The organism is Halomonas sp. McH1-25 (genome assembly GCF_022348165.1).
Taxonomy (GTDB): Bacteria; Pseudomonadota; Gammaproteobacteria; order Pseudomonadales; family Halomonadaceae; genus Modicisalibacter.
In genome coordinates, this window is sequence record NZ_JAKRFI010000001.1 from 583,475 (window position 1) to 595,915 (window position 12,441).

A 12,441-nucleotide genomic window follows, 5' to 3' on the forward strand; every position below is an offset into this window, starting at 1 on the left:
CCTGGTTATCTTTTTATCTCCACGTTTATCGTAAAAGTATATGCTTGCAGGGTTAATTGGCAAGCCAGGCCAAAAAATAACCCGCTCGATTAAGCGGGCCGTTAGAGAAAGGCTTATTTATCGTCGTTCATGACAATAAATGCTCGTAACGCAATCGTGCCGCTTATCCCCCGGTCATGTTCATGAACCTGACCACTTGGACATCCCCATCCGTGGTGAAATGATGCTTCTCGGGCTTGAGAACCATGGCATCGATAATGCGCGACTTGAGTGCCTCGATATCACCGGGATAGCGGCGCAGGACCTCTCTAAGGTCCACGGAATGCTCGTTGCCCAGGCAGAGCAGCAGGCGCCCTTCCACCGTCACCCTGACGCGATTGCAGGTCGAACAGAAATTGTGACTGTGGGGAGAAATGAAGCCGATACGTGTCTCGCTGTCCGGCATACGGAAATAGCGCGACGGCCCCAGGGTAGTCTCCGTAGTAGGCAGCAGCCGATACCGGGACTCGATGACTGATTGCACGTCGTCGCTCGAACAATAGGTCTCAGCGCGCGAATGCTCGGAAACGTCGCCTAGCGGCATTTCCTCGATGAAGCTGATATCCACCTTCTCCTCACGCGCAAAGTCCACCAGGGGTAGAATTTCATCGTCGTTTCTCCCCTTCAGAATCACCGCATTCAGCTTAATGCGCTCGAAACCGGCATCCTTTGCCGCATGAATACCATCGATGACCTTTTGCAATCGCCCCGTGCGGGTCAACTTTTTAAAACGCTCCTCGTCGAGCGAATCGATGCTGATGTTGAGCCGCTGAAGCCCGCCTTCGCGAAGCCGGCGGGCCTGCTTGACCAGTCCGGCGCCATTGGTGGTCATCGCAAAATCCCTGAGCCCTTCCAGGCGGCCGATGTCTTCCACCAGCTCCTCGATACCGCGCCTGACCAGGGGCTCGCCCCCGGTAAGACGAATCTTTTCGACGCCCAACTCGGTAAAGGCTTTCGCTACCAGCGCCAACTCTTCCAGCGAGAGGACCTGATCACGAGGCAGAAAGGTCATGTCCTCGCTCATGCAGTAGACACAGCGAAAGTCACAACGATCGGTGACCGAGATCCTCACATAGCGGACAACACGCTGAAAATTGTCGACCAGTTGCGTCATGTCGCCTCCCAGCGCTTCGCATCCTCTATATCCTTGTTGCGTTCAGCAACCCAGTACTGGCCACTGACGGTATGTTCCTTTTTCCAGAACGGCGCGCGCGTCTTGAGATAGTCCATGATGAAATCGCAGGCTTCGAATGCATGTCTGCGGTGAGCACTTGCGACGGCAACCATGACGATCGGATCGCCGGGTTCCAGCCGTCCGACACGGTGTATCAGCCGCACTCCCTGCAGGCACCAACGGCCTTCGGCCTCGGTCACGATGTCTCGTAACGCCCGCTCGGTCATGCCCGGATAGTGTTCCAGCGTCAGTGCCTGAACATCGGGTCGTTCATTGAAGTCGCGTACCAGCCCCGTGAAACTGACCACGGCACCGATATCGGTACGTTCCCGCGTCAGCAGTCGCTGTTCGGCACCGACATCGAAAGGCGCGGTCTGAACACTGATCATGCTTATCCTCCGGTCACCGGCGGGAAGAAGGCCACTTCATCGCCATCGGTAAGTGACATGTCGTCTGCACTCATGACTTGATTCACCGCACACAGCACCCGCCGCTCCGTCAGTAGCGAAAAGCGCTCGTCGTGCAATCGAAGTGCCTGCTTGAGGCCGGCAACCGTCGGCGATGGCAGCGACTCGAAAGGGATATCGACATCGCTGATGCCAAGACGTTCACGCAACTCCGCCAAGAGCTTTACCTGAACGCACGGCTGTTCGTTGCGTGGCGCGATGCTGATATGCCCATCCGGCGATTCCCCGGTAATCATTGGCATGTCGCGTACGTCGGTGGAAACATGACGCTGGTATTGGGCGGCTGGCAATGCAGAAGCGGACATGTCCTGACTATCGACGGCCTCATCCCGTTGGTAGTCGCCCGATTTGCCGCCGGTCTTGGAAAGCAGGCGTACACCATCGATACGCATGTCCTTGTCGACCGCCTTGCACATGTCATAAAGCGTCAGGCAAGCAACGGACACGGCGGTAAGCGCCTCCATTTCGACCCCCGTACGTCCCGTCAGCCGGCATGTCGCCGTGACTTCGATACAGCTGTTGGCACTATCGGGTTCAAAACGGATTTCCACCTTGGACAACGCCAAGGCATGGCACAGGGGAATCAGCTCATGAGTCTTTTTGGCCGCCTGGATTCCGGCGATGCGTGCCGTTGCCAATACGTCACCCTTTGGCAACCCACCCTCGGCAAGCAGCGCCAGGGTTTCGGAGCGCATATGGATACGGCCACCGGCGATTGCCTCACGGCGGGTTTCGGCCTTGTCGCCGACATCGACCATGTGGGCTTCGCCCCGCGAATTGAGATGGGTCAGGCTCATGTCAGCCCTCGAATGGTTGAATCGTTACGGTCTCGCCCGGTGCAACCTCGCTCCGGGCCATGTCAATCTCGATCAGGCAGTTGGCAGCCACCATGGAGGTGAGGATGCCGGACCCTTGCTGCCCGGTGCTGTGCACATGCAACCGCCCTTGGCCATCGCAAGCATAGACGCCACGCAGGTAATCCACGCGTCCTTCGCGACTGGACAAATGGTCTTCGGCCACCGCCACCAGGCGTGGCTGACGCCATGTCGACTCGCCTTGCAAATTCCGCAGCAGCGGCTGGACGAACTGCAGAAACGTCACCATCGCGGCAACCGGGTTGCCCGGCAAACCGAAGAAAGGCACCTCGCGCTCGCCCAGGGCGCCAAAGGCCAGTGGCTTGCCAGGCCGCATGGCGATACGCCAGAAGCGCAGCCGCCCCGTACCGTGTAACGCATGCTTGATCCAGTCCGCCTGACCTACGGACACGCCCCCACTGGTGATGACCATGTCCGTCTCATCAGCCGCAGACGTCAGCGCCCGTTCCACGCGTCCGGGCTCGTCGGCCAGGATACCCAGGTCGACGACATCGCAGCCGAGTGACGCAAGCAAGCCTAGCAGCGAGAAGCGGTTGGCATCGTAGATGCCATCCCGCGGCAAGGGCTGGCCCGGTGCAGTGACTTCATTGCCGGTGGAAAAGAGTGCGACTTTGGGACGGCGATAGACCTCGACTTCATCGCATCCCAGGGAGGCCAACAAACCCAGGTGCTGCGCCTTGAACCGCGTCCCCGCCGCTAACGCCAATGCCTGTCGGGCGATGTCCTCTCCCGCCATGCGGACGTTCTGACCTCGGCTGACCGTCTCGGGCCGCAGGATCTCGACCTGGGGACTCTCTGCATCGCCGACGAACGTCAGTTGCTCGTGCATGACGACGGTATCCGCTCCGACAGGCAGCGGCGCACCGGTAGTGATGATCACGGCCTGGCCCTTAGCGACTTGTCCCTCGTAGCGCTGGCCAGCCAACGACTCACCGATAACGTCGAAGCATGCCTGGGACGGTATCGGCCAGGCCAGAGCGATTCCGTCCAGAGCGGCATTGGTATTCTGGGGTACGTCGATCGGCGAATGGATATCGGCGGCCAACACACGTCCCAGCAACGAAGCCAACGGCAGGCGTTGCGTCGCCAATGGGCGGGGCGCCAGTTCACGAAGTGTCGCAGTGGCATCTTCGACACTAAGCATGCGTCCGTCGCTATCGAAGCAAGAAGCACTCATTAGCCGACCTCTCGACGAGGCTGCCGACGCTGTGGCCAATCCTCAGGCCAGGTACCTATATACTCGGCCAGTGAGGAGATGTCGTTAAGCGCCAACGTCACTACGCCAGCCGGCAAGGTCACCGGCTCATCGCTGGCAACCGCGTGGATCCAGGGATCGTCATGAATCAGTAACGGCTTGCCCAGGGCTGGCCGGTGCAGTTCGAGCTTGGGCAACGGCCATTCCTTGAATCCCTCGACGAGCACCATGTCCGGTCGCTGTGGACGCACTTGATCGATGAGCATTGGCAGTTCGGGCTCCTGCCGATCGGGCGTTTCCATCATCAGCGCAAAGCGCTCCCTGGACGCTACCAGGATCGGGCTGGCTCCGGCACCCCGCAGTCGATAACTATCCTTGCCAGGCTGATCGATATCGAAGCTGTGGTGAGCATGCTTGATCACGGCGACCCGCAACCCCCGCTGTGCCAAAATCGGCAACAAACGCTCGAGCAAGGTCGTCTTTCCCGTTCCACTCCAAGCGGCGATGCCCAGCAGCGGTAGCGGTTCGTTGGCAAGGTCGAGTGTCATGGCATCCTAGTCATGCGAAGAAATGTGTCCTATGTCATGTAGCGTAACGCGGTCAAGGCATTACTGCGAAGCGTCCGGGCGCTTATCCCGTATCAAAGGTCTCGCTTCATCGTGAGCCGACGCGTAAGTGCGGCGCCATCCTCAGGCGTATTGAGATTGGCAAACGCCTCGCGGCAATCACTGAAATCGACCTCGCAATAGGCATGTCGTGCATACCAGTGGCGTATCTTGCGTTCGCCTGCCAAGAGCGCCGCCTCGAGATCGCCGGCCAGGTCCCGGCGCATCAACGCGACCACCGGATGTGCCCGCTCGCCGTCATGGGCCATGGCAATATCGTTTTCCCCGATGCCTGCCATCATGCGCGGGATCAGGTCGGCGGGGAGCGCCGGACTATCGCACGGCACGACCAGCACCCAAGGCGTCGTTGCCGCACTGAGGCCGCTCCAGATCCCCATGAGCGGGCCTTGGTATCCCCCTTCTCTATCCGTTATCACCTCGACGTCCAGTTCACGGTAAGCCGACAGGGAGCGATTGGCACTGATCATGATGCGGCTGACCTGGCCCTGAAAACGCACCATGACGTGCTCGATCAAGGGGCGACCGGCAAACGCCAGCCACCCCTTGTCGATACCGCCCATACGTCGGCCCTGGCCACCCGCCAGGATCAATAGCGAGACGTTTTCACAATGCATTGCGCCATCGGACATGTATTCATTCAACCGAGCAGATTACCGGAAGTACGCTGCACATCATCGACTGCAACGCCTCGAAACGATTGGCCTGCCGGAAATGGGCTGCACCCCCGGCAGGCCAGTATTATATAGCCTAACGCAGGCAGTCGATGGACTCATTGATTGAACTCAGGAAGAGGAATCGGCAATTTTCACAGGGAAAAGTAAAGCGCTATCATGCCGTAAAGAATGTTCAACAAAGGTGAAAGATGAGCGGATTCGACGTAGGGGCACGCCTCAAGCAGCTTCGCCAGAAACGCGGGCTCTCCCAACGCGAACTGGCCAAGCGTGCCGGGGTGACGAACAGCACGATATCCCTGATCGAACAGAACAGTGTCAGCCCTTCCGTCAGTTCATTGAAGAAGATACTGGACGCGTTGCCCGTATCGATCAGTGAATTCTTTGCCGGCGAGGAATTCGCAAAAGAACAAGCGTTCTATCGTGCCAGCGAGTTGACCGAGATCGGCGATGGCAAGCTATCCTGGCGTCTGGTCGGTGCTCGCCGACCCAACCGCAGCATGTCGATCATCCACGAACATTATCCGCCGGGCGCCGATACCGGTGAAGACATGCTGGAACACGAGGGGGAAGAAGGCGGCGTCATCGTCGCCGGCACCATCGAACTTTCCGTCAACGGCGAGGTTCAGCTGCTCACCGCCGGCGATGCGTACTATTTCGACTCACGACTTCCGCATCGCTTTCGCAATGTCAGCGACAGCGATTGCGTCATCGTCAGCGCCAACAATCCGCCCAGCTTCTCTGAAGGCGGAACAGAGAAGCACCACGGCTGAAGACACGGGAGGGAACGTGCCGCCGCCGTTCCCTCCTCCCAGCCGGGCTTAGCCCGAAACCTCGGCAATGACAATGCCGTTCAGCGCGGTGCTAGTCTTCTTCCTTGGCGGGTGGCAACACCAGGTTCAATACGATCCCCACCAACGCAGCCAGACTGACGCCCTGCAGGACGAACTGACCGCCGCCGACCTGCATGCCACCGATCCCGAATACCAGGATCAGGGAAACGACTACCAGATTGCGCGGCACGGTCAGTGCCTGCCCCGCCCTGACCAGCGTATTCATGCCCACCACGGCGATCGAGCCGAACAGCAGCGTCATGATGCCACCCATCACTGGCGCGGGGATGGTTTGCAGCAGCGCGCCGAGCTTGGCCACGAAGGCCAGAACGATGGCCACGACAGCCGCGACGACCATGATCCGTGGGTTGAAGTTGCGTGTCAGCGTGACCGCCCCGGTCACCTCCGAATAGGTGGTGTTGGGCGGCCCTCCGAACAGTGCAGCCACCGACGTGGCCAGGCCATCGCCCAGCAGGGTCCGGTGCAATCCCGGCTTTTCCAGGTAGTTCTTGCGGGTCACCGAGCCAATGGCGATCATGTCGCCGATATGCTCGACCGCCGGCGCGATGGCCACCGGGATCATGAACAGAATCGCTGAAAGATGGAACGTCGGCGCCACGAAGTTGGGCAGTTCGATCCATGCCGCCTCACTCACTGGCGTCAGATCGACCACGCCCATGGCCAGCCCGAGCAGGTAACCGACCAGAATACCGCCCATGATCGGCACGAGCCGCAGCAGGCCACGCCCGAACACGGCCAGAATCAGCGTGACCAGCAGGCTGAGCATCGATAAAGTGATCGCCTGTCCGTAACTGATGGCGTCACTGGTATCGCCAATCGCCATGTCGACGGCGACCGGCGCCAGCGCCAGCCCGATGACCATGATCACCGGCCCCACCACCACCGGCGGCAAAAGCCGATTCAGCCAGGCGGTTCCCTTTACCCTGACCAGTTGCGAGATGGCCACGTAAACCAGGCCTGCCACGAACAAGCCCCCGAGCGTGGCCGGGATGCCGAAGTTGGCCACCGATCCTTGGATGGGTGCGATGAAAGCGAACGACGATGCCAGAAACACCGGCACGCTCTGGCGCGTGACGGCGTGGAATACCAGCGTTCCCGCCCCGGCGGTGAATAGCGCCACGCTGGGATCGAGTCCGGTCAGCAACGGCACCAGCACCAGGGCACCGAATGCCACGAAGAGCATCTGCGCCCCGGTCAGCAGGGTTCGGGGCAGCGAATCGGCCGGCAGGGTAGCGGCCGATGTATTGTCGGTCATGATAGGGACTCCAAAGATTCCACGGACATTTCGCGTCGCGCGGCATTCTAACAGGCCACAGCCCGGTTGGGTTCCACGTCGTGCCACGCCACTGCCAACGCTGTTGCACTCGGTCAATCCAATGGCTTGCCCTGCGAAGATGCACGAGACAGGGCATTTCCTCGACGCCGCTCGAATATTCATTGGCAACGCGGGTCTCTCTGAATGCAAAAAGCCCCGCTCGGTCATGTCGAGCGGGGCTCTGTGGCCCGTTCAGGTAACCATTCACGCGTGACCGGTCTCCCCGCCAAGCCTATGGGCGGCTCGGCGGGGCACGACGATCGAGCGCAGGCGTTTCAGCGTGTGCCGGCTGCCATCCACTCCTTCATCAACTCGTCATAGGGTACGGTGGTTCCCTGCGGCATCTCGTTATCCAGCTTGGCCTTGGGCGAGCCCGGCTGGGATAGCCAATACTCTGGATCCCGCTCCTCGTTGAGATTGGGCGCGTAGGTTTCGAAGACCTTGGCCCGGGCCAGGCGTGCCATGATGCCATCCAGGTCGCCCGCCAGGTTGTCGAGCGCTTCCTGGGGGGAAATGTCGCCGCTCACCGCTGGCGACAGGTTCTGCCACCATAGCGGTGCCATGCGCGGATAGTCCGGCACGTTGGTACTCGAGGGGGTCCACTGGGACTCGTTGGGGCTGCGATAGAACTCGACGAAGCCGCCGAGCTTGGGTGCCATTTCGGTCATCTGCTCGGAGAAGATGTCCGATTTACGGATCGGCGTGAGTCCGGCCATCAACTTTTCGAGCGAGACGGTCTTGGAAACGGCGAACTGGGCGAAAAGCCAGGCCGCCGTGCGCCGATCCTCGGGGGTGGAGTCGAAGAAGGTCCAGGCGCCCACGTCCTGATAGCCGACCTTCATCCCCTCTTCCCAGTACGGCCCGGTCGGCGACGGCGCCATACGCCACTTAGGCGTACCGTCTTCCTCGGTGACCGGCAGGCCCGGGTCGGTCATGTCCGCAGTAAAGGCGGTGTACCAGAATATCTGCTGGGCGATATTGCCCTGTGCGGGGACCGGGCCGGCTTCACCGAAGGTCATGCCGCTGGCCTCGGGGGGCGCATATTTTTTCAGCCAGTCGACCATCTTGGTCACCGCAAAGACCGAGGCTGGCGAGTTGGTGGCCCCACCCCGACTCACGCTGGCTCCCACCGGCTGGCTTTGCTCGTTGACGCGAATGCCCCAATCGTCCACGGGATTGCCGAACGGCACTCCCGGGCTACCCATACCCGCCATGGACAACCAGGAGTCGTGGAAACGCCAGCCCAACGAGGGATCGCGGCGACCGTAGTCCATATGTCCGTATACCTTGGTGCCGTCGATTTCACCGACATGCTCGGTGAAGAATTCGGCGATGTCCTCGTAGGCCGTCCAATTGGTGGGCACGCCCAGATCGTAACCGTAAATCTCACGGAACTGTTGCTGCAGATCCTCGCGCTGGAACCAGTCGTAACGGAACCAGTACAGGTTGGCGAACTGCTGGTCGGGAAGCTGATAGATGCTGCCATCCGGACCGGTGCCGTACTGGATACCGATGAAATCGTTGAGATCCAGGCTCGGCAGCGTGTAGTCGGCCCACTCGTTCTTCATCGCTTCGGAAATATTGACGGTGCTGCCGTAGCGGATATGCGTACCGATGGAGTCCGTATCGTTGACATAGCCATCGTAGATGTTGCGCCCCGACTGCATCTGCGTCTGCATATTGTTGACCACATCACCTTCCCCGATGATGTTATGCGTCAGGTTGATGCCGGTCAGCTCGCTGAAGGCCTTGGCGAGCACATCCCGTTCATAGATGTGCGTGGTCAAGCCTTCGGCGACCGTGTTGATATCCATGCCACGAAACGGCTCGGCCGCCTTGGCAAACCACATGAGTTCTTCGATCTGCTGCTCACGCGTCAGCGTCGATTCCTGAAAGTGCTCGTCTACCAGTCGTTCGGCGATGGCGCGAGTGTCGTTCTCGTCGGCGTGCAACGCGCCGCTCGCCAGCATGACGCCGGCAGCGAGCAGAGAGAGTCGTATTCTTATCGGTTTCATGATGACCTCTTCGTTTGTGGTAGTTCGTCCGTGAACCTGCGGCTCCCAATGGTTGTCAGCCCCAGCGCATCAACACCAGTAACCAAAGGATCGACACACCCAGGGCTATCCAGATGCTCAGTGGCGTAAAGCCCACCACCAGCAGATGAATGTAGGCAGCGGAAAGCAGGCCAATGAAGAGCCTGTCCCCCCGCGTGGTTTCGATCGGCAGAAACCCCTTGCGCTCGATCGTCGGCGATGCGATTTCCCAGGCCGTCATACCCGCCAACATGGCAGCGATGACTGCAAAGAAGATCGCGGTAGGCGTGGTCCAGACCATCCATTCCATGGCGTGTCTCCTCAGGTCCGGCCCAGGGCAAAGCCCTTGGCGATGTGGTTGCGCACGAAATAGACGACGACGATGCCCGGCAGAATGGTTAGCGCACCGGCTGCGGCCAACGTGCCCCAGTCGATGCCCGATGCCCCCTTGGTCTGGGTCATGACCGAGGCGATGGGCTGCGCGTTGGTGGCGGTCAACGTGCTCGCCAGGAGCAATTCGACCCAGGAAAACATGAACAGGAAAAACAGCGTGACGCCGATGCCCGAACTGATCATGGGGATGAATATCTTCACGAAGAACGCCGGAAAGCTGTAGCCATCGATGAAAGCCGTCTCGTCGATTTCCTTCGGCACGCTGCTCATGAACCCTTCGAGAATCCATACCGCCAGCGGAATGTTGAACAAGCAGTGCGCCAGCGCCACGGCGATATGGGTATCGAAGAGCCCTACCGTGTAATAAAGCTGGAAGTACGGCAGGAGAAAGACCGCCGGTGGCGCCATGAGATTGGTCAGCAGCCAGAAGAACAGGTGCTTGTCACCAATGAACTGATAGCGGCTGAAGGCATAGGCCGCCGGTAACGCCACCGCGATGCTGATGAGCATGTTCATCAGAACATAGGTAATGGAGTTCACGTATCCCATGTACCAGTTCGCATTGGTGAAGATCTTGACGTAATGCTCCGTCGTAAAGTTCTCCGGCCAAAGGGTGAGCCCGCTCAGTATCTCGGTGTTGGATTGAAAGGACATGTTGAGCAGCCAATAGATCGGCAGCAATACGAACACGATATACGCAGCCATCAAGCCACGGCGCCGCCACTGCAGTAGTGCCGGGCGCGACCTGCGGCGGCGGCGTGCGGCAGTGGTAGCCGCGTGCTTGCGAACGGCCTCAGGCGTGCTGATCAGTGAGTCAGGCATCTTAGATCTCCTGATTTTTCTTGTCTTTTTGCATGTTCATGATGGCGGTGTAGAAGACCCAACTGACGAGAAGAATGATCAGGAAATAGATCAACGAAAATGCCGCCGAGGGGCCCAAGTCCTGTTGTCCGATCGCCATGGTGGTCAACGACTGGCTGAGGAAGGTCGTGGAACTCCCCGGCCCGCCCCCCGTCAGCACGAAGGGCTCGGCATAGATCATGAAGGAGTGCATGAAGCGCAACAGCACGCCGATGACCAGGACATTGGTCAACTTGGGGAGCTGGATGTGGCGAAAGACTGCCCACTGGGATGCCCGGTCGATGCGCGCCGCCTGGTAGTAGGCATCGGGAATGGAGCGCAGGCCACTGAAGCAGAGCAAGGCAATGAGCGGCGTCCAGTGCCAGACATCCATCAGGATGATGGTGGCCCAGGCATCCACGGGATTCGCCGTGATGTTGTAACCGTACCCGAGTTCACGCAGGCTCCAGCCCATGAGGCCGATATCGCCGCGGGTAAAGATCTGCCAAATGCTGCCTACGACATTCCAGGGAATAAGCAACGGCATGGTCACCAGAATCAGCACGGCAGAGGCCTGCCATCCCCGCCTGGGCATGATCAGCGCAATGCCGATGCCCAATGGCACCTCGATGGCCAGGACCGTGAGCGAGAAGGCGAATTGGCGTAGCACGGCCGCCTGGAGGGCCGGGTCGTTGAGCATCTCCTTGAACCATTCGGTTCCCGTGAAGAACCGGGTATTGGCATCGAAGACGTCCTGTACCGAATAATTGACCACGGTCATCAAGGGAATGATTGCCGAGAAGGCGACCAACAGCAGCATGGGCAGGATCAACCACCATGCGCGGTTGTTCTGGACTTTATGCATGAGGAACCTCCACACGAAACTCGTCGACGTAAAGGCCGATCCGGTCGCTCGGGAAGCGCACATACGCCTTGCCGACAGGCGTGGCCTGCTCTTCCTCGATGCGCGCCTTGAGAGACGTTTCGCCGAGTTTGAGGTAAAGGATCGAGTAGGTGCCCAGATCCTGAACATGTTCGACGTCTACGGCCATGCCGCCCTCGACGGCAGCCTCGTGAACTTCGATGAATTCGGGACGAATGCCTAGCTTGACGTTGGCCGAACGGATATCCCGCAAGGCCATGGCGATGTCCTGCCCTACGTGCAGCTCAGTCGCCCCGGTCATGACCCGCCCCTCATGCAGCGAGATAGCGAGGAAATTCATGCCGGGGCTACCGATGAAGTAACCGACGAAGGTATGGTTTGGCGCCTCGAAAAGCTCGCGTGGTGTGCCGAACTGGACGACTTGCCCTTCGTACATCACGGCGATCTTGTCAGCGAAGGTGGACGCTTCGAGCTGATCGTGAGTCACGTAGACCATGGTGATTTCGAAACGCTGATGGATCTCCTTGAGCTTACGCCGCAGCTTCCACTTGAGCTGAGGGTCGATCACGGTCAACGGCTCGTCGAAGAGAATCGCCGACACATCGTCACGCACCAGACCACGCCCCATGGACACTTTCTGCTTCTCGTCGGCGGTGAGGTTCTTGGCCTTGCGCTTCAATTGCGGGGTCAGCTCCAGCGCATCGGCAACTTCCATGACGCGCTCATGGACACGATCTTCGGGGGTCTTCACGTTGCGCAGGGGAAAAGCCAGGTTGTCGTAGACGGTCATGGTGTCGTAGACGACCGGAAACTGAAAAACCTGGGCGATATTGCGTGCTTCGGGCGGCAATGCGTTGACCCGCTCACCATCGAACAGCACATCGCCGCTGGAAGGTTCCAGCAAGCCGGAAATAATGTTGAGCAAGGTCGACTTGCCACACCCCGAAGGGCCGAGAAGCGCATAGGCGCCCCCCTGCTGCCAGACATGGTTCATTTCACGGATGGCATAGTCTCCCGGTTTTTCGGGGTTGGGCAGGTAGCTGTGAGCCAGGGATTTCAAGGTGATTTCTGCCATC

General features: G+C 59.6%; 13 protein-coding genes. 1 reads left to right on the forward strand and 12 read right to left on the reverse strand.

All coding sequences use genetic code 11. From position 1 onward, the window contains the following. Window positions 1–163: 163 nt before the first annotated feature. The 6 genes from moaA to mobA all read right to left on the reverse strand — a co-directional run bounded on the left by moaA (window position 164) and on the right by mobA (window position 5,005). Window positions 164–1,153 carry a GTP 3',8-cyclase MoaA gene (gene moaA / locus MHM84_RS02880; RefSeq protein ID WP_239262229.1) on the reverse strand — a complete coding sequence of 330 codons (990 nt, stop codon included), beginning with the start codon at window positions 1,151–1,153 and terminating at the stop codon, window positions 164–166. After that, window positions 1,150–1,602 (reverse strand): molybdopterin synthase catalytic subunit MoaE, encoded by a 453-nt coding sequence (gene moaE, locus MHM84_RS02885; RefSeq protein ID WP_239262231.1) that lies wholly within the window; start codon window positions 1,600–1,602, stop codon window positions 1,150–1,152. Before moaE ends, moaA begins: the two co-directional genes overlap by 4 nt. Window positions 1,603–1,604: 2 nt before the next feature. Further along, window positions 1,605–2,477 (reverse strand): cyclic pyranopterin monophosphate synthase MoaC, encoded by an 873-nt coding sequence (gene moaC, locus MHM84_RS02890; RefSeq protein ID WP_239262233.1) that lies wholly within the window; start codon window positions 2,475–2,477, stop codon window positions 1,605–1,607. Window position 2,478: 1 nt separating this feature from the next. Further along, the gene (gene glp / locus MHM84_RS02895) at window positions 2,479–3,732 is read right to left on the reverse strand and encodes a gephyrin-like molybdotransferase Glp (protein ID WP_239262235.1); all 1,254 of its coding nucleotides are present in this window, start codon (window positions 3,730–3,732) and stop codon (window positions 2,479–2,481) included. After that, entirely contained in the window at window positions 3,732–4,298 is a 567-nt protein-coding gene (mobB, locus tag MHM84_RS02900) for a molybdopterin-guanine dinucleotide biosynthesis protein B (protein ID WP_239262237.1), read from the reverse strand. Before mobB ends, glp begins: the two co-directional genes overlap by 1 nt. A gap of 92 nt (window positions 4,299–4,390) precedes the next feature. Next, complete coding sequence (gene mobA / locus MHM84_RS02905) at window positions 4,391–5,005, reverse strand: molybdenum cofactor guanylyltransferase MobA (protein WP_239262239.1); 615 nt, start codon at window positions 5,003–5,005, stop codon at window positions 4,391–4,393. 233 nt (window positions 5,006–5,238) lie between these two features. Here mobA and MHM84_RS02910 point away from each other — a divergent pair, with 233 nt between their 5' ends. Beyond that, window positions 5,239–5,820, forward strand: a complete 582-nt coding sequence (locus MHM84_RS02910) for a cupin domain-containing protein (RefSeq protein WP_239262241.1) — start codon at window positions 5,239–5,241, stop codon at window positions 5,818–5,820. Window positions 5,821–5,911: 91 nt separating this feature from the next. Here MHM84_RS02910 and MHM84_RS02915 read toward each other — a convergent pair whose 3' ends face one another. From MHM84_RS02915 to MHM84_RS02940, 6 genes are all read right to left on the reverse strand, one after another. Next, window positions 5,912–7,156 carry a uracil-xanthine permease family protein gene (locus MHM84_RS02915; protein WP_239262243.1) on the reverse strand — a complete coding sequence of 415 codons (1,245 nt, stop codon included), beginning with the start codon at window positions 7,154–7,156 and terminating at the stop codon, window positions 5,912–5,914. A 335-nt stretch (window positions 7,157–7,491) separates the two neighbouring features. Beyond that, window positions 7,492–9,231, reverse strand: coding sequence for an ABC transporter substrate-binding protein (locus tag MHM84_RS02920; protein ID WP_239262245.1), 1,740 nt, complete (start codon window positions 9,229–9,231; stop codon window positions 7,492–7,494). A 55-nt stretch (window positions 9,232–9,286) separates the two neighbouring features. Continuing rightward, entirely contained in the window at window positions 9,287–9,559 is a 273-nt protein-coding gene (locus MHM84_RS02925) for a DUF2160 domain-containing protein (protein WP_239262247.1), read from the reverse strand. Window positions 9,560–9,570: 11 nt separating this feature from the next. Beyond that, complete coding sequence (locus MHM84_RS02930; RefSeq protein WP_239262249.1) at window positions 9,571–10,464, reverse strand: carbohydrate ABC transporter permease; 894 nt, start codon at window positions 10,462–10,464, stop codon at window positions 9,571–9,573. Between the two features lies 1 nt (window position 10,465). Next, window positions 10,466–11,347, reverse strand: coding sequence for a sugar ABC transporter permease (locus tag MHM84_RS02935; protein ID WP_239262251.1), 882 nt, complete (start codon window positions 11,345–11,347; stop codon window positions 10,466–10,468). After that, complete coding sequence (locus tag MHM84_RS02940) at window positions 11,340–12,440, reverse strand: ABC transporter ATP-binding protein (protein WP_239262253.1); 1,101 nt, start codon at window positions 12,438–12,440, stop codon at window positions 11,340–11,342. The genes MHM84_RS02935 and MHM84_RS02940 overlap by 8 nt, the downstream gene beginning before the upstream one ends. Window position 12,441: the final 1 nt, after the last annotated feature.